Origin of the sequence: Polyangium fumosum, from assembly GCF_005144585.1 — a bacterium.
In the GTDB taxonomy this organism is placed as follows: domain Bacteria; phylum Myxococcota_A; class Polyangia; order Polyangiales; family Polyangiaceae; genus Polyangium; species Polyangium fumosum.
Genome location: NZ_SSMQ01000002.1, coordinates 118251 through 143100, shown reverse-complemented (window position 1 = coordinate 143100; position 24850 = coordinate 118251). Strand labels below are relative to the sequence as shown.

The following is a 24850-nucleotide window of genomic DNA, read 5'->3' as shown; positions in this document are numbered from 1 at the left end:
TTTTCGCAGAGGCCCCCGGTCCGGTCCGGTCGATCGACGCGGGCGCCCTCGGTCGACGCTCTCTTTGCCCGGGGGCGGGGGGCGATGCTACGGGAAGGGCCGTGAAGAGCGCGGTCCCGGAGAACGCCGCGAAGGGCGCGGGCCTCGAAGAGGCCGTGGCGCGGTTCGTACGCCATCTCGGCGAGGAACGCCGAGCATCGCCCCATACCGTCGCCGCGTACCGTCGAGACCTTGCCCAGCTCATCGCCCACGTGCAGGAGCGGCGCGGGCGCGTGCGGGGGCCCGGGGATCTCGACGTGTTCGTGTTGCGAGGGTTCCTCGGGCAGCTCGCCCGAACGCACGCGCCGCCGTCGATCGGCAGGAAGATCGCCGCCGTGCGGGCCTTCCTGCGGTGGCTCGAACGGCGCGGGGAGATCGAGAAGAACCCCGCAGCCGAGCTCGAGCTGCCGAAGGTGCGGCGGCCGATGCCCACGTTCGTCAACGCGGACGCCGCAGCGGAGGTCGTCGAGGCGCCCGACGAGGCGACGGCGGAAGGGCAGCGGGATCGGGCGATCTTGGAGGTGCTGTACGCGTCGGGGCTCCGCGTGTCGGAGCTCGTGGGGCTCGACGTCGGCGACGTGGAGATCACGGCGGACGGTGGACGCGCGCGTGTGCTCGGCAAGGGGAGCAAGGAGCGGATCGTGCCGGTGGGCTCGCTCGCGTGCGGCGCGATCACGCGATGGCTCGGGCGGCGGGAGGAGCTTCGGAACCCGAAGACGGGCGCGCTCGACGAGCGAGCGCTCTTCGTGTCGAGGCTCGGTCGGCGCATCAGCGTGCGGCAGGTGCAGCACCTCGTGCATCGGTACGGCGCGCTCGGCGCGGGCCGCGCGGACCTGCACCCGCACGCGCTCCGGCACACGTTCGCGACGCATCTGCTCGACGGCGGCGCGGATCTGCGCGCGATCCAGAAGATGCTCGGGCACGCGAGCCTGTCGACGACGCAGAGGTACGCGCACGTCTCGATCGATCACCTGACGAAGGTGTACGACGCGGCGCACCCGCTCGCGCGGAGGAGCCCCACGAAGACGGCCGGCCCGGAGGTCGCGCCGCCCCGCGCGCCGCGCGCGCGAACCAAGGGATGAAGACCGCGCTCTACGTTCGAGCTTGGGCGAGCCGGATCGCCCGCGGGGCGATGGGCGCATCCATCGCGGGGCTCGCCGCCGCCGCGCTCGACGCCGCGTATACGCGCGGCGGCGAGGAGGAGCGCGTCGACGCCGCCAAGGCGTTCGCGATCTTCGTCGCGGACGCGGGGCTCGTCGCGCCCATCGCGCTCCTCGTGGGGCTCGTCGTGGCGACGTCGCTCGTGCTCCTCTTCCCGGACGCGGCGCCGACGCCCGCGTCGGCCGTGGCGTCGCTCCGCGCGCGCGCGAAAGGCCGGCCCGCGGACGTGGCCGCGTTCGTGCCGCTCGCGATCGTGGCCGCGTTCCTGTGGATGACGCTCTCCGCGCAGCTCGCACGGGCGCTGCTCGCGCTCGACGTCGCGGCGCCGCTCGCGGGGCTCGCCATCGCGACGGGCACGCTCGTCGTCGGCCTGCTCGCGGCGCTGCTCTCGCTCGCGCTCACGCCGGCGCTGCGGCAAGCGCTGGCGACGGCGAGCGAGGGCCGGCCCGCGTTCGTCGATCCCGCGAAGACGGCCTTCGCCGCGCTCGTGGTCGTGGGCCTGCTCCTCGGCCTCGGCGTCGCGACCGGCGGGCCGAGCGGCGAGGGCGGGCTCTTCGGGATCTACGGCGTGCTCAAGCGCCCCGAGCTCGATCTGCGTGCGGTCGGGATGCTCGCGCTCATCGCGTTCGCCGCGTTTCTCTCGTCGGCGCTCGCCTCGCCGCGCAGGGCGCTCGTCGCGGCGCTCTTCGCGGTCGCGCCGGTCCTCTTCACGCCGCGGACGGCGGTCTCGCTCGGGGGCGAGGGCGCGCCGGTGGCGCAGGCGATCGAGCGGGATGCGCCGCTCGGCAAGCTCTCGCTCGCGGTGATGCGCAAGCTCGCGGATCGGGATCACGACGGCGCGAGCGCGCTCTTCGGCGGCGGGGATTGCCGCGAGGGAGACGCGTCGGTCGGGCCGCTCGGCGTGGAGATCCCCGACAACGGCGTCGACGAGGATTGCTCGGGCTCGGACCTGCGCGCCGAGGTGCTCGCCGCGCTCGCGCCTGCCGCTTCGGCGCAAGCGCCCGCGCCGAAGAGCGCCGACGTCCCCGCCGACCTCAACGTCGTGCTCATCACGGTGGACACGCTGCGCGCCGACCTCGGGTACGCCGGGTATCCGCAGCCCGTCTCGCCGAACCTCGACAAACTCGCCGCCGAGAGCGCGGTGTTTCTCCGGGCCTACTCGCTCGCCTCGTACACGGGCAAGAGCGTCGGCCCGATGCTCCTCGGCAAGTACGGCAGCGAGACGCAGCGCAACTGGGGGCACTTCAACAAGTTCGAGGACACCGAGACCTTCCTCGCCGAGCGCCTCTCGCGCGCGGGCGTCCGCACGATGGGCGTGCATGCGCACCGCTACTTCGGCAAGTTCGGCGGCCTCGACGCCGGGTTCGACGTGGTCGATCTCTCGGCCGCGCCGCCCGAGAACGCGCCCTGGGACGTGGCCGACATGAAGTCGAGCGACGCGCTCACGGACGCGGCGCTCGCGCAGCTCGCGAAGCCGGAGAACACGCAGGGACGCTTCTTCCTGTGGGTGCACTACCTCGACCCGCACGCCGACTACCTGCGCCACGACGACGTGCCGAACTTCGGCGCGGGCCAGCGCGCGCTCTACGACGGCGAGGTCGCGTTCACGGACAAACACATCGGCCGCCTCCTCGACGGGATCCGCGCGGCGCCCTGGGGCAAGCGCACGGCGATCGTCGTGACGAGTGATCACGGCGAGGCGTTCGGCGAGCACAAGATGTTCCGCCACGGCTTCGAGTTGTGGGAGCCGCTCGTGCGCGTCCCGCTCGTCGTGCACGTCCCGGGCGCGAAGCCTGCGCGGATCGAGGCGCGCCGGAGCACCATCGACGTCACGCCCACGGTGCTCGATCTCTTCCGCATCGAGCCTCCGAAGCCCGGCGCCGAGGGCCCGGACTTCCTCTCGGGCACCTCGCTCCTGTCCGACGTGTTCTTGCCCGAGGGGCAGACGCCGGCCGCGCGTGACGTCGTCATCGACATGCCAGCCGGCCCCTACAACGACGCGCGCCGTGCGTTGATCCACGGCGACCTCAAGCTGATCGTCTCGAACAACGCGGGCTACGAGCTCTACGATCTCGGCCAGGATCCCGAGGAAAAGAAAGACCTCTGGCGTTCGCCCGACACGCGCCAGGGCATGGAGGAGCGCTACGCGGCCCTGCGCGCGCGCCTCCGGGAGATCCGCGTGACGGGCCCGCGGAAGTGAGTTCGTCGTTCAAGCCCTTCCAGTTCCGGCCGACGATCGCCTAGGATGAACCCCGTGCTTCCCCCCACAGCGGTCGTATTCGATCTCGACGGGACGCTGCTCGACAGCCGTGGCGACATCGTGGCCGCGCTGAACCACGCGCTGCTCACGACGGGGCGCAACCCGCAGCCTGCGCAGGTGATCGTGCGGCTGGTCGGCGACGGCCCGCGCGCGCTCTGCGCGAGGGCCGCGAAGATCCCGGAAGACGCGCCGGAGACCGACGAGCTCATCCGTCTCTTCCTCGACTACTACAGGGAGCACCCGCTCGACTTCACGCGCTGGGCGAAAGGCGCGCTCGAGACGATCGAGGCCCTCTCCGCGATGGAGAACATGTCGCTCGGCATCTGCACGAACAAGCACCGCGCGACGACCGACGTCGTGCTGCGCGCGCTCGGCATCGAGGATCGGTTCGGCGCGGTCGTGGCCGGCGGTGACACGAAGGAGCGCAAGCCCGACGCGGCGCCGCTCCTGCTTGCGGCGAAGCAGCTCGGCTCGATGCCGGCGGCGGTGGTGATGGTCGGCGACGGCATCCAGGACATCCTTTGTGCACGAAACGCAGGCACCTGGGCCGTGGGCGTCGAGTCCGGCTTCTCCACGGCCGAGGCGTTGATCCAGGCGGGGCCGGACGTGACCGTGCGGGATCTCTCGATGCTGCCCGGCATCGTGCAGCGCTGGCGCGAGCCGACGACGAGGATCAAGCTGCGCTAAGTCCTTGCTCGTGATCCTGCATCGGGACGAACGATTCGTCGTCGTCGACAAACCCTCCGGCCTCGCCGTCCACCCCGGCTGGGCCGACGATGAGCGGACCGCGATGCACGAGGTGCGCGATCTCCTCGGGCAGAAGGTCTTTCCGGTCCACCGCCTCGACCGCGCCACGAGCGGCGTCCTCGTCTTCGCGCTCGCCCCCGAGAGCGCCCGCGTCTTTTGCGAGATGTTCGAGGAGGGCCGCGTCGAAAAGCATTACCTCGCGCTCGTCCGCGGCGTCGCCCCCGAGGCCGGCACCATCGACCACCCCATCCCCCGACGCGAGGGCGGGCCACGCGTGCCCGCCTCGACCTCGTTCCGCAGGGTTTGGCGGGGCGATCACCTCTCGCTCGTCGACGCGGAGCCGCATTCGGGGCGGCTGCACCAGGTGCGGCGGCACATGAAGCACATCAGCCACCCGCTGATCGGGGACGCGAATTATGGCAAGGGCGCGCTGAACCGCGAGTATCGGGAGCGCTTTGGCCTCGCGCGGCTCGCGCTGCATGCGCGGTCGCTCGGCTTCGTGCACCCGTGGGAGGGCAAGCCGATCACGTTCGAAGCGGCGCTGCCGGAGGATCTCCGGGCGCCGTTCGAGCGGATCGGCGTGGTCATTTGATGATCGACTGGCAGCCGAAGAAGACCTCGATCTTCCCGGTCTTGTCCTCGCCGACCAAGGCCTGGGCCTGGTCGCACGAGGTCTCGCAGAGGATGACCTTCTGCGGCGCCGCGGGGTCGTCGTAATACCAGCCGCCGCCGCTGCAGGCCGCCGCGCCGTTCACCCGCGGCAGGTACGTCGGCGCGCCGCCGCTCGAAAGCGCCACGTTCACGAGCTCCGGATCGAGGTCCTCGCCCGTGGGCGGCTTCGGGATCGTGAGCTCGCACGAGAGCTTCGCGGTCTGGTCCACGGCCTGGGCCACCGCGTCGAAGAACGGCTGCCAGGCGGCGCTGCCGTCGCAGAGCTGCGCCCGCACGCCGCCCGTCTTTTGCACGAGCGTCGTGTACGTCGGGCCCGAGCTCGGCGGCGCGCTGCCGTCCGAATACTCGCAAATCGTATTCGGATTCGAGGTCGAGCCCCAGCCGTAGATGCCGCTGAACACGTAATCGGTGAAGAGCCCGTTCCAGGACGGGCTCAGGATCCCCGGCGGGAGCGTCAGCGAGTTCGCCGGGTTCTTCCCGCCCGCGAACGACTCGAAATTCGTCGCCGAAAGGCGCGAGTTGTCGTCCGACACGATGACGATCGTCTTCGTCGCCTGCGGCCGGAGCTCCTGCTTCCAGGGCTCGCCGCCCCGCTCGTCGCCGAGCTTGTAGCCGTCCGTTTGTCCGAGCGTTCCGAGGAACTGTTCGAGCGGCTGCACGCTGCGGATGTCCACGCTCGAATGGAAGAAGCGCGGACCATTGCCGCAACTGTCGTTGCCGGCGAGCGGCGCGGGAATGCAGATCGGATACCGCGTGCTGCCGCCGACCTGCACCGGACTCGTCTTGTTCCGGAGCGAGAGCATGATGACCTTGTAGTCCAGGTTCTTCGCGGCGATCAGCGAGGCGAACGCATTGAGGCCCTTCTTGATCTCGGTGATCGCGGGCTGCATGCTCGACGAATTGTCGACGACCCAGATGATGTCGACGGGGAGCTTCTCGACGGTCGCCTCGGACGCCGTCGACGCGCACGCGGCGTCATCCGAGAGGGGCGGCGCGTCCGTGCCCGTCCCCCCGTCGTCCTGGAAGAGCCCGCCCTCGCCCGCCGAGCCTCCCGCGCCCGTGCCCGCGGTCCCGCCGGCGCCGCCGGTGCCGCCGGTTCCCCCTTGCCCCGGAGGGTCCCACGAGGAGCTGCCCCCGTTCGAGGTGGCACATGCAATGACCATGGTGGCGGCGGTCGAGGCGAGGAGCGAAAGCAAGACGCAAGGGCGCATGGTCGGACCTTACCACCGTTTTCCACGCCGAACAGGGTTCGTCGATGGCAAAACCGTGTCACGCGCTGCGTACGGGAGGCCGCACGGGGGGTGGGTGCGGCGTCACCCGGCCGTCGTTCCCCGGCGCTCGACCGGGCCGAATCCCGCTTGAAGCTCACGGCCGTATGGCGTCGCGTTCAAAATGGCGCGCAGGCGCAGGCGTGCGCGGTGCAGGCGCGAACGGACGGCGCTCTCGCTGACCATGAGCTTCTGGGCGATTTCTTGGAGCCCGAGATCCTCGTGGTAATGCGCCATCACCACGTCCCGATAGTCGTTTGGCAACTCGCCCAGGGCGAGCCGGACGAAACGCTCGCGCTCAGCCACGCTCGCCGCGTCGTCTTCGAGCGCCGGGGCGCGCATCGTGGGCAGAACGCTGAGGTCCTCGAGGTCGAGGCCGCCGACGAACCGCGCCCGCTGACGCCTTTGGGAGCGCATCAGCATCAGAGCTTCGTTCGCCGTGACCCGGAAGAGCCACGTCGTGAAGCTCGAATCGCCGCGGAAGGAGCGAATTCGTCGGATGACCTGGAGGAGCGTCGATTGAACGAGATCGAGCCTGTCTTCGTCCGAGACGGGATACCGAGCGAGCTGCCGCTCCACGTGCGGCCGGATGGCACGCGTGAGCGCGTCGAGCGCCACGGTGTCGCCATTCTTGACGCGCTCGATGAGCTCGCTGAGCCGGGCCTCTGCCCCGGCAGGCGCGGGCGGTGCCGCGGAGGTACGCGTCGTCGTGACGGCCTGGACGGCCATGAGAGCCTCCATCACCAGCGCTTTCCCGGCACTTCGTGGGCGCGCCTGGCAGGTGGTCGGAGTTAGCAAGTCATCTGCCAGGCATGGCAGGTCGGGATCCGCGCGAATGGCTGGCGCCGCTGGCACGTCGGGGCGTGAGGGATGTGCCTCCGCGCCTCGCGGGGCGCGTGAGCCATCGCAGCGAGGGCAGAAACGATGCGCACGGATTGCCCAGCCGCGGTATAAGCCCGGCGTGGACCGTTCTGGCACTCCGCCCAAGGCGCTCTCGCATCCGCTGCCCGCCGGGATGCGCGATCTCTTACCGGACGAGACGAGGAGACGGCGCGCGCTCGCCCGGACCCTCCTCGACCATTTCGCCCTGCACGGTTACGACCTCGTGACGCCGCCGGCGTTCGAGCTGGCCGAGGTGCTGGAAAAGGGCCTCGGGGCCCTCGATCCCGGCGACGTGCTTCGCTTCGTGGAGCCGGAGAGCGGCGAGGTGTGCGCGCTCCGTCCCGACATGACGCCGCAGATCGCGCGGATGGTGGCCACGCGCCTCGCCGCGGAGCCCGCGCCGATCCGGCTCTGCTACGAAGGGACGATCGTCCGGCGCCGCCAAGGTCGGGCCAAAAAACACCGGCAAATCCCGCAGGCCGGGGTGGAGCTCTACGGCGCGCCTTCGCCCGAGGGCGACCTCGAAGCGCTGCGGCTCCTTGCGTCGGTGACGCAGGCCGTGGGCCTCGGGTCGTTCGTGATCGACCTCGGTCACGCGCTCATCGCGCGCGCCCTGGTCGACGTGGTGCCGTCGCCGCTCGACGTGGAGGTGACGGACGCGCTGGCGCAAAAGGACGCGTCGCGGCTGCTCGCGCTGCTTTCGGGCCGGGAAGCGGCCGGGGTGCCGAAGCGCGTGGCGGAGGCGCTCGTGGCGCTGCCGGAGCTCGCGGGCGGGGCGGAGGATCGGCCGGGCGAGGAGATTCTCTCCCGCGCGGAAAAACTCTTCGTGGGGACGGGGGCGGAGGGGCCGCTGCGCGAGCTTCGGGCGTTATGGGAGACGGCGCGCGGGCCGAGCACGTCCGCAGCCGGGCTCGGCGATGTCTTGCGGCTCGATCTCGGCGAGGTGCGGGGCTTCGCATATTACACGGGGCCGATTTTCCACGTGCTCGCGCCGGGGCCGGGTGAGCCCGTGGGGGCGGGCGGTCGATACGACGATTTGCTCGAACGTTTTGGTTTGCCCATGCAGGCGGTGGGCTTTGGCTTGCACCTCGACGCGATTGCGCGGGCGCGGGAAGCCGCGGGCGTGCGGGAGGAGCGGCCCCTCCGGGTGCTCGTGTCCGCGGATCCGCCGGGCGAAGCGCTGGCGTCGGCGCTCCGGGCCCGAGGCATCGCGACGGCGTGGCGCGCGCCGGGGGCGGACGTCCTGCGATATGCAGCGGCGCACCGGTTTTCGCACGTGGTGGTCGCGGGGAGCGAGGGGGGGCTGCGAATCCTCAGGACGGACAACCCCGAGGCGGCAGTGGAGATCGCGCCCGGCGCGGGTGACGCGGCGATCGTGCGGGGGATCTGCGAAGGGGCAGGCATCGCTTGACGTGTTCGCTCACCGTGTCGACGCCTTCCCGGACCTCGTGGGCGCCTTCCCGAACCTCGTGGACGCCCTCTCGAACCTCGTGGACGCCTTCCCGAACCTCGTGGACGCCTTCCCGAACCTCGTGGACGCCTTCCCGGACCTCGCGGACGCCCTCTCCAACCGCGTGGACGCCTTCCCGGAACCTCGCGGACGCCCTCTCCAACCGCGTGGACGCCTTCCCGGACCTCGTGGACGCCCTCTCCAACCGCGTGGACGCCTTCCCGGACCTCGCGGACGCCTTCTCCAACCGCGTGGACGCCTTCCCGGACCTCGCGGACGCCTTCCCGGACCTCGCGGACGCCTTCCCGGACCTCGCGGACGCCTTCCCGGACCTCGCGGACGCCATGTCCACATCTTCATGACGCGTGGGGTGGAGGTCGTGTTAGGTTGCGGGCGTTCGTCCAATGAAAACCTCGCCCAGCCCTCGCCCGATCGTCGCCCCGCTCTCGAGCCGGCATGGACACCCGCTGGTGTCCTTCCCGAAAGGAAGGTGATCTCATGGGTGCGGCCGCGGCACGTGTGCTGGGTGATGCCAAGGAGTTCGGGAAATCGCTCATCGAGGATCTCAAGGCCGCGCGCTCCATGTCCGTCGCTGTGGCATTCGCGAAGGAATCCGCGCTCGAAGCGGTCGACGTCGAAGGGTTTTGCAGAACCGGTCGTTCGCTGAAGCTCCTCGCAGGGACGGATTTTGCATTGACGGAGCTCACGCTCCTCAGACGGCTTGGCCGGACCGAGCGAGCGGATTGCCGCGTTTATCACTCGATTGGCAGAAATCGAGTGTTTCATCCCAAGTTGTACGTTCTCGACAAGGATGCTTCACGCGTCGTTTATGTGGGGTCGTCGAATTTTACCTTCGGCGGGCTCGCTGGGAACATCGAGGCCAACGTGCGCCTGGAGGGCCCTGCAGACGCCCCCGAGATCCGTGACGCAACGGACCTTTTTCGAGCCCTCTTCGATTCGGAGTTCGCCACGGCGCTTTCCGATGATTTCGAGCAGCGTTATCAAGAGCTACAGCGCAACTTGCGGGCGGTGCAGCGGTACCCTACGGTCGTCGAGAACGCCCAGCAGATGGTCGTTGCCGAGTCGCTGCTGGTCGGCGCGTATCGCGCCCAGAAGTCCAATCAGCGGTGGCTGCTCGTCGTCTCCCCGGAGAACTTCGCCACGTGTATGCAGCACGGCGTATGGGGGCGTATGCGCGAGCAGGAGATCCGCGCATACTCGCGTGGTGATGTCTTCTTCATGCACGTGACCGGAGGGCGAGGGCTCGCGGCCTTTGGGATGTTCGTCGAGGAACCTTACCACGACGATACGCCGCTCTGGTCATCGGATCCGCGGGGCGTTTTCCCATGGCGGGTCAAGATTCATCCCTTCGCTGTCCTGACCGGGGGGCTGACGACGAAGCAAGTCTTGGCACCGCTGCGTGCAGGGGCCCGCCCAAACTGGTTTCATGGTTTCATCCAGCAAAGCCACACCCTTCAGGATCAGGATTTTGCGGCGCTGAAGGGCGCCTTCGAAGTCGCGGCACGTACGCAAATCGTGGCGCCCGGCTGAAGGAGACGCGTCGCCGGCCGCCGCGGACCGTGAAGCATGCACCACTTGCTGCAACGATGCCGAGAAAGCGTGCACGGCAGGCGAACATTACAGCTTCTTCTGGTGCCCCGGTAAGGAGGAGCGGACGCATGCAACCCTCCTACATTCGAGCCTGGAGGTCTTCATGAAGAAGGTCTTGCTCGCGCTCGTGTTCCTGGCTTCTCTCGGAAGTACGCGCCCAGGCTGCGGCCCGTACAGGCCGGAGCGCGACCGAAGTGAAGATGAGGCGAAGAAGCCGCTGAAGGTCCAGGAACATTGCAAGAAGCCATCACACGAGTGCTTCTATAGCTGCTTCCGGCGCGAGGCGCGTTATAGCTGCGCCGAATGCTGTCATGACAATACGATATCCTGCGACGTCAATGAAAAATACGACTTCGCCGCGTGTGAGTTGATCGACCCGGCCCCGGCCTCTCCTGCCGACGCCGGTCCCACCCACGCGCCCGCGCCCCCGTCCGCTTCGACGAAATGAAAGAGTTCCCTGCCGCCTCGTATCGCTTGGCGTTTTCACTCCCTCTTTCGTGATGCCTCGACGCGCGTCGAGCGAGGTGTTCACGGGACGGTCGACGTCGATCCGAGTGATCCACTCAGCTCGTTCTCGGCCATCAGCGAGTTCCCGTTCTCCTACACGAACAACCGCCACTCGTCTTCGAGCAGCCCTAACGCCTCATCCAGGCTGCCTGCGAGGTCCGGCGCCAGCCATTCCGACGACGAGGCGCTCTTCGCGACCGCCTCGAACGAGGGCACAGGCACCTTGCCCGCGAGCTTCTCCAGCCGTTTGCCCGTCCGCGCCAGCCGCGAAACCCAGTCGGTGCTGCGGTAGGCGTATTCGGCCTCGTGCAGGAGCGCGCTGCCCACGCGGGCGAGGCGCTCGCGCACGACGACGGCGGGCTCGGCGCCCGAGCGGATCGCCTTGCGGCTCGCTTCGATCTCCAGGAGCACGAGGCCCGCGGGCGAGCCCGGCGTGAACGAGGGGCTGATCGGCTGGAACGAGAGGTCCGTGAGCGCGAGGAAGTACCACGTGTGCGGCGCGGCCACGCGATACAGCCATTCGGCGCCCGAGGCCTCAGCCGCGGCGATCGCCACGTGCCAGGCCCCTTCTTCGTCGACGTCGTCCTGCTCCGTGGGCATCCGCTCGATCGGGCGCACGGAAGCCGCGCGCAGGAGCGGATCGGCCCAGGCCATCGTCAGCGAGGACGTCGTGGGCGCGTAGCTCAGGAGCGCGCGCGCGCGGGCCTCGGCCGAGACGCGTCCGCGCGGGTCGAGCCACACGAAACGTCCGTCTTTCAGGTCCACGCGATACTCGTGATCCTCGGCGCCGTGCGCCGCGAGCTCCCGGAGGAGCGCGGCCCCGCGCTCGGCCCACTTCGTGACGAGCGGCGGGTCCGCGGCGGGCGGACGCTCGGTGCGCGCGGGTCGGACCTCGGGCATCGGGGGCGCGGGCGGCGCGAGGGCGGGCCCCTCCTTGGGCCTTTTCGCGACGGCCTTCGAGGTCGTCTTCGGGGCGACCTTCGTCGGCTTTGCGGCGGCCTTTTTCGTCCGCATCGGCTTGGATCCTGCGCGCGCCTTGCTCATCGTGCCTCGAGGGCAGCGCGGAGCTTGCCGCGCTCACCCACCATTTTCAACGGATCCCCACGTTTGTCACGCGCTGGTTTTTGCTTGCCCGACGAACGCCCCGGTCGAGGTGCGCCAGCCTGCCCTCCGCGCTAGAACGTGATGCCCCAGGCGGAGCGGCGAGATCCCGTGTCCTGTCGAGGACTTCGGATCCTTGTTGCGTTGCGCACGTGGGTTGCGCGATCCTGCGAAGATCAGGCCCATGGTCACCCCTCCAATCGTTTCCGCCTCGCTCCCGTTCGATGCGCCTTCTTATTTCGCGCAGTCGAGGGATGTCTGCGTGGTCTACGACACGGCGCGTCGGTTCGTCTATGCGAACCCGGCGGCGTGTGGGCTGCTCGGGTGGGATGCGGAGGGGCTCGTGGGCAAGTCGCCGCGGGATCTTTATGGGGACCGGGCGGCGAGCATCGAGCAGTGCGTGGAGCGCGCGTTTTCGAGCGGCGAGATCGTGCAGGTGGTGCACAAGATCCGCGGCAGCGCGGGGGCAGTCGCCTACATCGACACGAGCTACACGCCGGTGCGCGGCGCGGATGGCAGCGTGTCGTTCGTCGTGTCGCTCGGCCGCGACATGACCGACACGTCGGCGCGCTGGCGCGAGCTCGAGGACACCGTGGCCCGCAGGACGCGGGATCTCACGGCCATGGAGTCGCGCTTCGACGTGCTGCTCCGGAACCTTCAGATCGGCCTCGTCATCCGGGGGCCGCGGGGAGACATGCGCTTCGTCAACCGCCGCGCGCTCGAAATGCTCGGCATGACCGAGGCGCAGATGCACGGCCGCGCCCCGAACGATCCGGGCTGGGCGATGCTGAGCGAGGACGGCAAACCCCTGCCCCCCGACCAATCCCCCATGGCGCGCGCCCTCGGAAAGGGGGAGGCCGTCTCGCCCATGATCATCGGCGTGGATCGGCCGAAGATCGGCGATCGCGTGTGGCTCCTGGTCAGCGTGATGGTGCAGCGGGACCAGGCCGACGTGGTCGAGCAGTACGTGGCGACGCTCAGCGACGTCACCGAGGCCCAAAAAGCCACGCGCGCGCTCGCCGAGCGGGAAGAGACGTTCCGCCTCCTCGCCGAGTCGATCAGCGACGTCTTCTGGATGACGGACGCGAATGGAAACACGCTCGTCTACGTGAGCCCGGCTTATGAAACCGTATGGGGCCGGCAGAGGTCGGAGCTCTACGAAAGACGGTTCCAGTTCCTCGACGCAATTCACCCCGACGATCGCGCGGTCGTCGTGGAAGCCATGCCGCTGCAGGAGCTCGGGCGATACGACATCGATTATCGCGTGGTGCGGCCGGACGGCACGATTCGCTGGGTGCGGGATCGGGCGTATCCAGTGAAGGATGCGTCGGGGCAGGTCGTGCGCGTCGTGGGGCTCGCGAGCGATATCACCGAGCTGCGGGCGGCGTCGGAGCTCATCCGGCGGCAGGCGGAGGCGCTGCGGGAGCTCTCGACGCCGCTCGTGCCGATTGGCCACGGCGTGCTCGCGATGCCCATCGTGGGCGTGCTCGATTCGGCGCGGGCGCGGCAGGTCTTGGAGACGCTGCTCGAAGGGATCGTGCGGCACGCGGCGGAGGTGGTGATCCTCGACGTGACGGGTGTCGGCGTCGTGGACGCGCAGGTGGCGAGCGCGCTCGTGGCGGCGACGCAGGCGGCGCGGCTGCTCGGGGCGGAGGTGCTGCTCACGGGCCTGCGCCCGGACGTCGCGCACACGATCGTCGGGCTCGGGCTCGATCTCGGCACGCTCGTGACCCGCTCGACGCTGGAGATGGGCATCCGCTGGGCGCTCTCCGAGCGAAAGCGCGGGAAAAACGTCCATTCCAGGAAATGAAGGGGCAGCCGGGGCGCGCGTGTTGATTTAGGATCCGGGCTCGATGGTGGATGATCAAAGGCCCCTGTCCGTTCGCCTCGCGACCTGGAACTGCTTCGGCGCGCCGCAGAGCCTCGAAGACTTTCTGGAGGGGCGGCCTTTCTGGCCCGAGCGCCTCGGGGCGCCGGCGGTGGTCGAGGCGCTCTCTCGCTTCGACATCGTGTGCATCCAGGAGAACTTCGTGGGCGGGGTGCACGAGCGGTTGGAAGCGTTGCGCGTGGCCGGGGGGTTTTCCGAGCTCTGGCACGATCCGCCGGGGCCCGACGGAGTCGACAAGACGTTCGTCGGCGCGGGCCTCGTGATCCTCTCGCGGTTTCCCCTGAAGGCGCGGTTTTTGCGATTGCCGCGCGGCGTGGGCGCGGATGGATTCGCGCGGAAGGGCGCCGCGCTCGCGGAGGTACGTTTGCCCGGGGGGCGCGAGCTTTACCTGGTGAACACGCATTTGCAGGCGGACGACGGGCGGGTCTCGCCGGAGGAATGCCTCCATGTGCGAAAAAACCAGGTCGAGGTGCTCTGCGACGCGTTGCGGGAGCCGGTGTCGAGCGGCGTGCCCACGGTCCTCTGCGGGGATCTCAATGTGCCTTGCGGGACGACCGAATACGAGGGGCTCGCGCGGAGGTTCGGCGAGAGCTTGACGGATCACACGGCGCGCGCGGGCCTTTTGACGTACGACACGGAGCAGAACGACGTAGCGCGGGCGTTTCACGAGGGCGGCCCGGAGCGGGCGCTGATCGATTATGTGTGGACGTCGCGGCGCGCCACGCCGGAGCAGATCGTGACGGAGCTCGTCGCGCCGCTCGGCGAGCTTTCAGGCTGCCCGCCACAGTATGCAGGCCGGGCGTTTGCCTCGGACCATTTCGGCGTGGGCGTGACGATCAAGATCGATTGATTCGGAGCCGCGCGATCGTCGCGCCCCAGCCGCCGCGCGTGGCCGGCGCGTCCCGGAACGATTCGACGAGCGGGTGGCGCGCGAGGAGCGATTGCACGACGCGCCGCTGCACGCCTTTGCCGCGGCCGTGGATGAGCCGCACCTCGGGGAAACCGCGCGCGTGGGCCTCGTGCAGGTATTCCTCGACGACCGAGGGGATGTCGCGGGGCGCAAAGCCGTGCAGGTCGATCGCGTCTTCGATCGGAAGGACGGCGATGGCGTCGGGGTCGGGCAACGGTTCGCCGTCGTCGGCCGCTTCGGTCGCAGGCGGCTCTTTCGGTTTTGCCGGGGCGAAGAGGCGCGCGAGGTGTTCGAGGAGGGCGCGGAGCATGGCCGGAGAGCAAAGTACCACCGCGGACCCGGCGTGGCCGCCTTTGCTTCGCGCGTGTATCTTTCCGGGATATGTCGGCGGCGGATGACGGACGAGAGGCGGAGATCGGGCACGAGTCGACGGTGCCGCTCGTCTTGCCGGGGCCGCCGGCCGAGCGGCGGGGCGTGCCGCCTTCGCTCTCGGAGCGATACCAGGACATCACGTTCGTCGGCGAAGGCGGGATGGGCACGGTGTACCGCGCCATGGATCCGCGCCTCGGGCGGACCGTGGCGCTGAAGCTCTTGAAGGGCGACGATCCGGATCTGTGGCGTCGATTCCTCGGCGAGGCGCGGGCGCAGGCGCGTATCCAGCACGACCACGTATGCCGCGTGTACGAGGCCGGACAGGCGGACGGCGAGCCGTACATCGCGATGCAATTCATCGACGGCGAGCCGCTGTCGCGCTTTCGGGATCGGCTGACGCTGGAGCAGCGGGTCAAGCTGATGCTTGAAATCACGGCCGCGGTGCACGAGGCGCACCGGCTCGGGCTCATTCATCGGGACATCAAGCCGGGGAACATCCTCGTGGAGCGCCGCGAGGACGGCTCGCTGAAGCCGTACATCATGGATTTCGGATTGGCGCGGGAGGTCTCGGACCGCGGACAAACCCGCACGGGCGCGGTGGTCGGGACGCCGGCGTACATGCCGCCGGAGCAGGCGAAGGGCGACGTGCGGGCGATGGATCGTCGCTCGGACGTGTATTCGCTGGGGGCGACGCTCTACGACGTGATCGTGGGGCATCCGCCGTTCGTCGCGGAGCACCCGTGGAAGCTCTTGATGATGGTGGCGTACGAGGACGCGCCGACGATTGGCAAGGTGCAGAAGGGGGTGCCGTCGGAGCTCGCGACGATCGTGATGAAATGCCTCGAACGGGATCCTTCGAGGCGATACGATTCGGCGCGGGCACTCGCGGAGGATTTGCAGCGTTACCTCGACGGCGAGCCGATCCTGGCGAAGCGGGCCTCGATCGGATACGTGCTCTGGAAAAAAGCGCGCAAGCACAAGCTTCTGGCGTCGGTCTTGACGCTCGGGGCCGTGTCGTCGCTGGTCTTCGGGGGCGTGTGGGTGCGGGCGCAACGGCAGGCGGCGGAGCAGGCGGAGCTCGCGCGGGAGCTCGGCGAGGGCGTGAAGGAAATGGAGCTTTTCCTGCGGGCGGCGTACGCGTATCCGCTGCACGACGTGGAGCGGGAGAGGGACGTGGTGCGCGTGCGGCTCGCGGAGATCGAGCAGCAAATGGCGGACGCGGGGAAGGTGGGGCAGGGGCCGGGGCATTACGCGATCGGGCGGGGGCACCTCGCGCTCGGGGATCCGGAGGGGGCGCGGGAGCACCTGGAGGAGGCGATCGCGGCGGGGTATTCGTCGCCGGATCTGCGGTATGCGCTCGGGCGGGCGATCGGCGAGATCTATCAGCGGGCGCTCGCCGAGACGCGGCGGATCACGAACGAAGAGGAGCGGAAGAAGAAGGTCGCGGAGCTTTCGCGGGAGCTCAGGGACCCGGCGCTCGGGCATTTGCGGGCGGCGATGGGGGCGCGGATCGAGGTGCCGGCCTATGCGGAGGGGCTCATCGCGCTCTACGAGGGGAAAAACGAGGAGGCCGCCGCGAAGGCGCGGGAGGCGTTCGAGAAGGCGCCCTGGATGCACGAGGCGAAGAAGCTCGAAGCGGACGCGCTCTTCGCGGAGGGGAGCAAGTATCGGCACGACGCGGCGTTCGATCACGAGAAGATGAAATCGTATTTCGAGCCGGCAGCGCGGGCCTACGCGGCCGCGGCGAACATGGGTCGGAGCGATCCGGAGGTGCACCGGGCAGCGTGCGAGTTGTGGGAGAAGACGGCGTGGGCGGCGCTGAATAGCAATGCGGACAGGCGGGTCCCGTTCGAGGCGGGCGTCGAGGCTTGTGATCGGGCCGTGCAGGCGAGCCGCCGAGACGGGAGATCACTCGTGCAACGCGCGTTGTTCCTCATCGCGCGCGCCAATGCCGTATCGAGCAGCAACGCCAAGGATTCGGCGCAGGCCATCGTCGAGGCCGCGGTCGATGCTGCCAAGGAGGCTCTGCGCGCGCGCCCGCAGGATGTGATGGCGCGATATGCGCTCGCAACGGCGCTGCACGAGCGCGCGAAGCTCTTGGACACCCGCGGTCAGGACCTCCCCATCGAGGACGTCATCCAGGCCTACCTGCGTGTCCAGGAGCTGGATCCGTTGTTCACCTGGTCGTACAACGAGCTCGGGCAGGTATACATCCTCGCCTCCGATATCGATCGGCGAAAAGGACGGGATGCGAGACGCGCGCTGGAGAACGCGCGGCGACAGTTCGAGCGTGCGCTCGCGCTGGACCCCGGGTTCTCGCTCCCGGCATTCATGATCGTGGAGGTGCTCGCGATGCTCGTGGACACCAGCCTCGAACGGGGGGAGGCCGCCGACGCGCACGTGAAGGACGCGCTCGACGCCCTGGCTGCCTTCGACAAACGAAGCGCCGTCGATCCGTGGCGCACGGCTTACTGGAAGGCGCGCACGTATCGGATCCTCGGCGGACACGAGCTGGCCCTCGGCCGCGACCCTCGGCGGTTCACGAAGGCCGCCATCGATGCCATTCGTGGATTCGCGGGGGATTCCCCGCGGGATATGTTTTTCCTGATCGAGGGGGCGAGGTGCCGGCAGTTGGAGGCGGAGCACGGGCTGCGCGAGGGCCTTGATCCGAGCTCTCTCCTCGCGGAGGCACGGCGGTGGGTGGGGGACGCGGCGGCCATCAATGGTGGAACGAACGTGGCGTTGCGCATCCTCGACGCGCGCATCCAGATCGTGACCCTTCGCGCGGAGCTGCGACGGGGTAGCGCGGCCGCCGCGAGCTTCGATACCGCTTTCATGATCATGGCCCCGGTCCTGGAGGAGGCCAAGGAGCAAGCCACGCCGTACCAGGTCATGAGCGAGGTGCATGGTTTGCGCGCGCAATGGTCGGCGAGGGCCGGTCGGAGGTTCCAGGAGGATCTCGCCGAGGGGCTCCGCATGGCGGAGAAGGCGCTCGCCAAGAATCCACACATGGCAACTGCGTTTGCAGCGATGGGGCAGCTCCACCTCGTGGAGGCGCGCGCGTCGCAGGTCGAGAGCGAACGGGTGGCGGCCGCGCGCCGCGCGAAGGAAGCCTTCGACGCGGCGCTCCGGGAGAACGCGCTCCTCGCGCGGAAGTACGAGGAGGAGCTGAAGGAGAGCGCCGCGCTCCTCCCTTGAACATCGTTCAAGGGACAAACTGCATGGCGTGGCCTGCACTGCCTGCAGGCACCTCCCCGCAGACGCCTCCGCCGTGGGCCTGAGGACCCACAAAAAGCCGGGCTCCTGCCGGACTGGGTGACGTGGCACGCGTCGTGCTATCCGTTCTCCCCGTCGTTTCTTGGCGAGGAGATACCCATGCTGAAATCGTATTGCTTGTTCTCGTTCGTGGTTGCTGCCAGCGTCGTTTTTTCGGGTTGTGCGGCGCCCGAGGCGGAGAATCCCTTCAACGTCGATGATCTCGACGTCGGCCTGGAAACGCAAGACCCCGGCGACCCCGACCCCAGGCCGCCGGGAAGCAGCAACAATTTCGGCCCCGGATGCTTCTGGAACCCCAACGTCCAGGCGGCCTACAGGCTCTACGCGCAAAAGCCGCTCTACCAGGTGGAGAGCACCCTCCCCGAAAATTCGCATCTGTCCCTGGTCTCGAGCACGTGCAGGGATCAGGCCCTCAAATACCTCGCCCGGTGCGCATTGCCCGAGGGCTCCTCGATGACGGATCCGGTTACCAACACCACGTACAACGGCTGGCTCGGCCTCGCAGACCAGTGGAAGACGCAGGTCTTGAGCAGCGACAACCAGTGGTGGGTCACGTCGTGCCTGCTCGAGCACCTCAATGGATACGGAATCGAGGTCCCCATTTTGCTCCAGGGAGCCCGCACGGAGCTCACCGCGACGTCGGCGCAGATCGCGGAGTTCCCCGTACCGGAGTCGCGCGCGTGGGGAAACCTCTTCGCGGCGGGCTTCGTCGCCAACGTTTGTTATTACACGAACATGGCGACATCGTGTCTCGTGGAGCAACTGCTCGATGAGCGCATCTGCGACACGAGTCCCTATTGCAGTCTCAACATCGTGGGGAACTGTAACTCCGCGTGTTTCTACAATGCCCTCGCCGGCTACACGCAATGCGGCTCGTCGGGGAACAAGCACATTGGTGTGCGCGTGAAGAATTACGATTGGTACGGTTACGATTGTGTCATTCCGGAGTGAACCGCGCCGTGAAACATCGATCCAAAGGAGACATCGCCATGTCCATGCATCGCTCTTTCATGGTATTCGCCCCCATTGCCTTGCTCCTCGCCGCCTGCGCCGGTCCGATCGACGCGCCGGCCGAGGGGCGGACCGCCGAGGCCTCGCAGGCCATCACCATCGTCCAGAAGGTCGAGGTCGGCTACTCGCACGCCTTCACGATTGCAGACGGCGGGGACCTCTACGCCTGGGGCTACAATGGGAACTACGAGCTCGGCCTCGGTGACACGACGAACCGCGCGGCCCCCGCGCAGAGCAGCCTCCTCGATGTCGCGGATGTCGACGCGTACGGCATGCACGCCTGCGCGGCGACGGAAGGCGGCTCGGTGTATTGCTGGGGCCACAACGGCTTCAACAAAGCGGGCTCGGGCTCGTGGTACAGCCCGAAGCAAACGCCCACGGCCGTATCCGGAATCTCGGGCGCGGTCGCGGTCGCCACGGGGTGGGAGCATTCGTGCGCCCTCCTTTCGTCGGGCGGGGTGGTCTGCTGGGGGCAAAACTACTACGGGCAGCTCGGTCATGGCTTGGCGGACTTGTACACCACGTCGCCCGTGACGGTCTCGAACCTCGGCGATGCGATTGCGATCGACGCCGGCGCGTATTCGACGTGCGCGCTCCGCGCCACGGGCAAGGTGGTTTGCTGGGGCGACGACTGGGCCGGCCAGCTCGGCAACGGCAGCCCGAGCGCGAATCAGGACGAGCCCGTCGAGGTCTCGGGGATCGACGACGCCGTGAAGATGGTGCGCGGGCAAAACCACGGCTGCGCATTGCTCTCCAGCGGCGAGGTGAAATGCTGGGGCGCGAACAACTACGGGCAGCTCGGCCTCGGCTCGGGGGCGGCGAGCGTGGCGTATTCGGCTGAGCTCGTTTCGAGCCTCTCGGACATCGTGGACCTCGGCGCGGGTAACAGCCATACCTGCGCGATTCGTAGCGACAACGAGGTGTTCTGCTGGGGTTTGAACGATTCGCGGCAGCTCGGGGACGGCACGACGACGAACCGGAGCGCGCCCACGCTGATCACGAACGCCGCGGGGGCGATCAAGATCGACGGCGGCCAGATCTCCACGTGCGCTCTTTTCGAGGAGGGCGTGAAATGCTGGGGCAGCGACAGCCTCGGGCAGCTCGGCAATGGCGCGCCCGCGTCGGGGAGCAGCTCCACGCCGGTCGACGTCGTGTTCCCCTGATTTGAAGGCACGTGCGGAGGGCGGGCGGCTCGGTGATTTGATCGGATGAGCCTGCCCTATCCCGCGCTGCAGGCGCTGGCCATCACCGCTGCAGGCGCCCACCCGCAGATCTCTCCGTCTGTGGCCCATTCGGCCGCGAAAAGCCGCGAAAAGCGAGGCCTGATGGCGTGGCATGAGCCATGCTAGCCTTTCATCACGAGGAGGCTCCATGCGAAAGTCGATTTTGTTTTCTTGTTTCGTGGTTGCTGGCAGCGTCGTCGTCCCGGGTTGTGGCGCGCCCGAGGCCGAGAACCCCTTCGATCGTGACGATTTCGTCATGGGCCTCGAGACGCAAGAGGACGGCGATCCGCCGGACAGGCCGCCGGGCAGCAACAATCCGTTCAACCCCAGTTGCTTCTGGAACCCCAACGTCCAGGCGGCCTACAAGCTCTACGCGCAAAATCCACTTTACGTGGACAACCTGGGTACCCTTCCTGCAAACCCGCACCTGTCCCAGGTCTCGAGCGCGTGCAGGAGCCATGCCCTAACGTTCCTCGCCCGGTGCGCATTGCCCGAGGGCTCCTCCATGACGGACCCGGATACCAACGTCACGTACAACGGCTGGCTCGGCGTCGCGGACCCTTGGAAGACGCAGGCGCTGGGCAGCGACGACCAGAAGTGGATCACGTCCTGTCTCATCGCGCATCTCAATGGATACGGCCTCAAGGTCCCCATTCTCCTCCAGGGCGCCCGTTCGGAGCTCCAGCCGACCTCGATGCAGATCTCGCAGTTCCCGGTGACGGAGTCGCGCGCGTGGGGAAACCTGTTTGCGCCGAATTTCGTGGCCAGCGTCTGTTATTCTTCGGATCTGGCGACGGCTTGTGACGTGGAGCAGGTCCTCGAGCAACGTCTCTGTGGTTCGAGCCCTGATTGCAGCTTCGACATCGTGGGGAACTGCAACTCCGCCTGCTTCTACAACTACCTCGAAGGCTTCTTGCAATGCGGGTCGTCGGGGGACGAGCACATCGGCGTTCGGCTGAAGGATTACGACAGGTACGGCTCCGACTGCGAAGTTCCGGAGTAAAAGCGTCGGCCCACCTCGCAAACCACGGGAGGAAAAGCCACGTGCGGAGGGCGGGCGGCTCGGTGTAAACTCGTCCGCCATGTCGACGGAGGGCGGGCGTGATGTGGCCCCGACGGAGCCGGGGCCGCCCGCGTCCGGCGGCGTCGTGCAGGTGGATCTCGGGCTCGCGTCGACGCTCCCGCTCGTGATGCCCGGGCCGCCGAGCGAGCGGCGCCATGTGCCGCGATCGCTCGCGGAGCGGTACGAGGACATCCGGTTCCTCGGCGAAGGCGGGATGGGCACGGTGTACGGCGCGATGGATCCGCGCCTCGGCCGAAGGGTGGCGCTCAAGCTCCTGAAAGGCGACGATCCGGAGCTCTGGCGTCGATTCCTCGGCGAGGCGCGGGCGCAGGCGCGTATCCAGCACGAGCACGTGTGCCGCGTGTACGAGGCCGGGCAGGCCGACGGCGAGCCGTACATCGCGATGCAATACATCGACGGCGAGCCGCTTTCGAAGCGCGCGGAAAAGCTGACGCTCGAGCAAAGCGTGAAGCTCATGCAAGAGGTGTCGGCGGCCGTGCACGAGGCGCATCGGCTCGGGGTGATTCACCGGGACATCAAGCCGGGCAACATCCTCGTCGAGGCGCGCGAGGACGGCTCGCTGAAGCCGTATGTGATGGATTTTGGTCTGGCGCGGGAGGTCTCCGACCGCGGAGAAACGCAGACGGGCGCAGTCCTCGGGACCCCCGCGTACATGCCGCCGGAGCAAGCGAAGGGCGACGTGCGGGCGATGGATCGGCGCTCGGACGTCTATTCGCTGGGGGCGACGCTCTACGACGTGATCGCGGGTCGGCCGCCGTTCGTCGCGGATCATGCGTGGAACCTTTTGATGGCTGTGGCGTACGAGGAGGCGCCGCCGCTCGGCACGGTCAAGAAAGGGGTGCCGGCCGAGCTCGAGACGATCGTGATGAAATGCCTGGAGCGGGAGCCGTCGCGGCGATACGAGTCGGCGCGAGCGCTCGCCGAGGATTTGCAGCGGTTTCTCGACGGCGAGCCGATTCTGGCGCGACGTGCCTCGATCGGGTACGTGCTCTTGAAGAAGGCGCGAAAGCACAAGCTCGCGACGTCGCTGCTCGTGATTGCGCTGGGCTCGTCGCTCGTGCTCGTGGGCGTGTGGGTGCGGGCGCAACGGCAAGCGGCGGAGCAGGCGCGGCTCGCGCGCGAGCTCGGCGAGGGCGTGAAGGAGATGGAGCTGTTTTTACGCGCCGCTTATGAATTGCCACTGCACGACGTGGAGCGGGAGCGGGACGTGGTGCGCGAGAGGCTCGGGGAGATCGAGCAACGAATGGCCGCGGCAGGGCGCGCGGGGGAGGGGCCGGGGCATTACGCGATCGGGCGCGGGCACCTCGCGCTCGGGGATCCGGACGGGGCGCGGGAGCACCTGGAGAAGGCGCTCGGGGCGGGGTATTCGTCGGCGGATCTGGAGTATGCGCTCGGGCGGGCGATCGGAGAGATTTTTCGGCGCTCGCTGGCGGAGACACGGCGGATTACGAACGAGGAGGAGCGGAAGAAGAAGGTCGAGGAGCTCGAGCGGGCGCTGCGGGATCCGGCGCTCGGGCATTTGCGGGCGGCGCTGGCGGCGAAGATCGAGGTGCCGGCGTACGCGGAGGGGCTCATCGCGCTCTACGAGGGGAAAAACGAGGCGGCGATTGCCAAGGCGAAGGAGGCGTTCGAGAAGGCGCCTTGGATGTACGAGGCGAAGAAGCTCGAAGCGGACGCGCTCTTCGCGGAGGGGAGCAAGTATCGGCACGACGCGGCGTTCGACTACGAGAAGATGAAATCATTCTTCGAGCCGGGGGCTGCGGCGTACAAGATCGCCGCGGACATGGGGCGGAGCGACCCGGAGGTGCACCGGGCGGAATGCGAGTTATGGGAAAAGATGGGGCAAGCCGCCCTGTCGAAGGGTTTGCCCTCCGGTCCGCCGTTCGACGTCGCCGAGGCGGTATGCAGCCGCGCGGTGCAATCGAGCTCGAAGGACGGCCGGGCGCGCGTGCAGCAGGCGCTCGTGCTCACGGCGCGCGTTTATTCGCGGGTCGCCGTGAGCGATGTCTCGGAAGATACGGCCCGCGCCGTCGAGGAGGCCTTGCGCACCGCGGAAGAGAGCGCCCGGACGAATCGTGAGGACGTCATGGCGCATTATGCGGTGGCATTCGCGCATCGCATGCGCGCCGATGTGACGTACTCGCTTGGTCGAGAGGCCTCCATGGCGAAGGCGATCGAAGCGTACGAGCGGGTCCTCGCGCTCGACCCGCGCTTCACCTGGGCGGTGAACGAGCTCGGCCTCGCATACATTTTCGAGGCCGGCTACGAGCTCTCGAAAGGGCACGACGCCTCGACGCTCTTGCGCAATGCGATCCGACAATTCGACCAGGCGATAGCGCTCGATCCTCGGTTCATTTTGCCCGTGGGGCAGCGGCTCCAGGCATTTCGTATGTTGCTCGAAGCGGAGATCGATCGTGGGCGTCCCACGGAGGAGACGAGCAAGGCGCTCTTCGACGCGGTGGCGCTCCTCGAAAAGACGGGCAGCAGCCCCTCGATTCTGGCGTTCTGGAATGCGCGGGCGCACCGGCTTCATGGCCTTCAGGCGTTCGTTCTCGATCGGGATCCTCGACCTGCCCTGCGGACGGCCGTGGATGCCATCCGCGATTTCGCGGTGCCCATGCCGAAGGAGTTCTGGCTCCTCGAGGAGCTTGCCGAGTGCCGATTGCTGGAGGCCTCGTATGCGTTGCGGCAGGGGCTCGACGCGACGCCGTTCATCGCCGAGGCGCGAGAGGCCGTGCGTATCTCCGCCGGAACGAGTGGCTCGACGCGGTCGCAGCTCCGCCTCTTGTCCGCGCGGATCGAGATCGTGGCGCTGCGCGTCGACGCGAAACGTGCGGCGCTCGGCCCGAAGAGCTTCGAGGCGGCCTTCGAGCAGGTACGGCCCTTGCTGGAGAAGGCCGGCGTCGACAGCAGTCCGTATGCCCTCCTCGCAGAGATTCATGCGCTCCGGGCGATGTGGCTGGCCGAGACGGGTGGTGATCCCGACGAGGATCTCGAGAAGGGCCTCACGAGGGCCGAGGAGGCGCTCTCCAAGAATCCACAGCTCGCGAAGGCATACCTCGTGAGCGGCATGATGCACCTCGTAAAAGCGCGGCGCGCGCGCGCGAAAGGCGAGCGCGCCGAGGCCACGCGCAAGGCCAAGGAGGCGTGCGCGAAGGCATTCCAGATCGATCCGTCGCTCGGGCGGGATCACGGGAGCCTCAAGAAGGAGGTCGAAGAAATCGTTCCTTAAGGACAGGAGAAGGTTGTAACCCGAAGCACGGATGTACGGAGAGGGGGTGATGGCGCGCGCCTGCACCTGCTGCATGCTGCCGCCTGCAGCGCGGGGCACGAGGCCGCGTCAGGGGCCTCTTTTTCCCTGGGATTTGCTCCGGGGACGTGGTGGCAT

Annotated in this window: 19 protein-coding genes; 15 read left to right on the top strand and 4 right to left on the bottom strand. The window is 68.3% G+C overall.

Annotated features, from left to right (window positions below):
• Positions 1–101 precede the first annotated feature (101 nt).
• The 4 genes from E8A74_RS02565 to E8A74_RS02550 are packed head-to-tail and all read left to right on the top strand — an operon-like array spanning position 102 to position 4799.
• Entirely contained in the window at positions 102–1121 is a 1020-nt protein-coding gene (locus tag E8A74_RS02565) for a tyrosine recombinase XerC (RefSeq protein WP_136927290.1), read from the top strand.
• Positions 1118–3400, top strand: a complete 2283-nt coding sequence (locus E8A74_RS02560) for a sulfatase (RefSeq protein ID WP_136927289.1) — start codon at positions 1118–1120, stop codon at positions 3398–3400. The genes E8A74_RS02565 and E8A74_RS02560 overlap by 4 nt, the downstream gene beginning before the upstream one ends.
• Positions 3401–3454: 54 nt before the next feature.
• Positions 3455–4147: an HAD family hydrolase gene (locus E8A74_RS02555; RefSeq protein WP_232379337.1), complete on the top strand. Its 693-nt coding sequence runs from the start codon at positions 3455–3457 to the stop codon at positions 4145–4147.
• A gap of 10 nt (positions 4148–4157) precedes the next feature.
• Complete coding sequence (locus E8A74_RS02550) at positions 4158–4799, top strand: RluA family pseudouridine synthase (protein WP_232379336.1); 642 nt, start codon at positions 4158–4160, stop codon at positions 4797–4799.
• Here E8A74_RS02550 and E8A74_RS02545 read toward each other — a convergent pair.
• Both E8A74_RS02545 and E8A74_RS02540 read right to left on the bottom strand, forming a co-directional pair.
• The gene (locus E8A74_RS02545) at positions 4792–6090 is read right to left on the bottom strand and encodes a hypothetical protein (protein ID WP_136927286.1); all 1299 of its coding nucleotides are present in this window, start codon (positions 6088–6090) and stop codon (positions 4792–4794) included. The genes E8A74_RS02550 and E8A74_RS02545 overlap by 8 nt on opposite strands.
• 102 nt (positions 6091–6192) lie before the next feature.
• On the bottom strand, positions 6193–6876 hold the full coding sequence (locus tag E8A74_RS02540; RefSeq protein ID WP_136927285.1) for an RNA polymerase sigma factor: 684 nt from the start codon (positions 6874–6876) through the stop codon (positions 6193–6195).
• Positions 6877–7108: 232 nt separating this feature from the next.
• Here E8A74_RS02540 and E8A74_RS02535 point away from each other — a divergent pair, with 232 nt between their 5' ends.
• The 4 genes from E8A74_RS02535 (at position 7109) to E8A74_RS02520 (ending at position 10538) form a co-directional block, all read left to right on the top strand.
• Positions 7109–8440, top strand: a complete 1332-nt coding sequence (locus E8A74_RS02535) for an ATP phosphoribosyltransferase regulatory subunit (protein WP_232379335.1) — start codon at positions 7109–7111, stop codon at positions 8438–8440.
• Between the two features lie 206 nt (positions 8441–8646).
• Entirely contained in the window at positions 8647–8841 is a 195-nt protein-coding gene (locus E8A74_RS51785) for a hypothetical protein (protein ID WP_170228798.1), read from the top strand.
• 136 nt (positions 8842–8977) lie between these two features.
• On the top strand, positions 8978–10030 hold the full coding sequence (locus E8A74_RS02525; protein WP_170228797.1) for a phospholipase D-like domain-containing protein: 1053 nt from the start codon (positions 8978–8980) through the stop codon (positions 10028–10030).
• 163 nt (positions 10031–10193) lie between these two features.
• Positions 10194–10538, top strand: a complete 345-nt coding sequence (locus tag E8A74_RS02520) for a hypothetical protein (RefSeq protein WP_136927282.1) — start codon at positions 10194–10196, stop codon at positions 10536–10538.
• Between the two features lie 152 nt (positions 10539–10690).
• On the opposite strand, the gene E8A74_RS02515 is transcribed toward E8A74_RS02520, so the two are convergent.
• Positions 10691–11641, bottom strand: coding sequence for a DUF6882 domain-containing protein (locus tag E8A74_RS02515; RefSeq protein ID WP_136927281.1), 951 nt, complete (start codon positions 11639–11641; stop codon positions 10691–10693).
• Positions 11642–11882: 241 nt separating this feature from the next.
• Here E8A74_RS02515 and E8A74_RS02510 point away from each other — a divergent pair, with 241 nt between their 5' ends.
• Both E8A74_RS02510 and E8A74_RS02505 read left to right on the top strand, forming a co-directional pair.
• The gene (locus E8A74_RS02510) at positions 11883–13508 is read left to right on the top strand and encodes a PAS domain S-box protein (RefSeq protein ID WP_136927280.1); all 1626 of its coding nucleotides are present in this window, start codon (positions 11883–11885) and stop codon (positions 13506–13508) included.
• A gap of 43 nt (positions 13509–13551) precedes the next feature.
• On the top strand, positions 13552–14436 hold the full coding sequence (locus E8A74_RS02505) for an endonuclease/exonuclease/phosphatase family protein (protein WP_136927279.1): 885 nt from the start codon (positions 13552–13554) through the stop codon (positions 14434–14436).
• Here the strand turns inward: E8A74_RS02505 and E8A74_RS02500 are convergent.
• The gene (locus tag E8A74_RS02500) at positions 14423–14806 is read right to left on the bottom strand and encodes a Smr/MutS family protein (RefSeq protein ID WP_136927278.1); all 384 of its coding nucleotides are present in this window, start codon (positions 14804–14806) and stop codon (positions 14423–14425) included. The two genes, E8A74_RS02505 and E8A74_RS02500, sit on opposite strands and share 14 nt — an antisense overlap.
• 71 nt (positions 14807–14877) lie before the next feature.
• Between E8A74_RS02500 and E8A74_RS02495 the strand changes: the two genes are divergently transcribed.
• The 5 genes from E8A74_RS02495 (at position 14878) to E8A74_RS02475 (ending at position 24694) form a co-directional block, all read left to right on the top strand.
• Entirely contained in the window at positions 14878–18066 is a 3189-nt protein-coding gene (locus E8A74_RS02495) for a protein kinase domain-containing protein (RefSeq protein ID WP_136927277.1), read from the top strand.
• Positions 18067–18243: 177 nt separating this feature from the next.
• Complete coding sequence (locus E8A74_RS02490) at positions 18244–19095, top strand: hypothetical protein (RefSeq protein WP_136927276.1); 852 nt, start codon at positions 18244–18246, stop codon at positions 19093–19095.
• Between the two features lie 38 nt (positions 19096–19133).
• Positions 19134–20318 carry an RCC1 domain-containing protein gene (locus E8A74_RS02485; protein ID WP_170228796.1) on the top strand — a complete coding sequence of 395 codons (1185 nt, stop codon included), beginning with the start codon at positions 19134–19136 and terminating at the stop codon, positions 20316–20318.
• A gap of 208 nt (positions 20319–20526) precedes the next feature.
• A complete protein-coding gene (locus E8A74_RS02480; protein ID WP_136927274.1) occupies positions 20527–21381 on the top strand; it encodes a hypothetical protein in 855 nt (284 codons plus the stop codon).
• 79 nt (positions 21382–21460) lie between these two features.
• Positions 21461–24694, top strand: coding sequence for a serine/threonine-protein kinase (locus E8A74_RS02475; RefSeq protein WP_136927273.1), 3234 nt, complete (start codon positions 21461–21463; stop codon positions 24692–24694).
• Positions 24695–24850 lie beyond the last annotated feature (156 nt).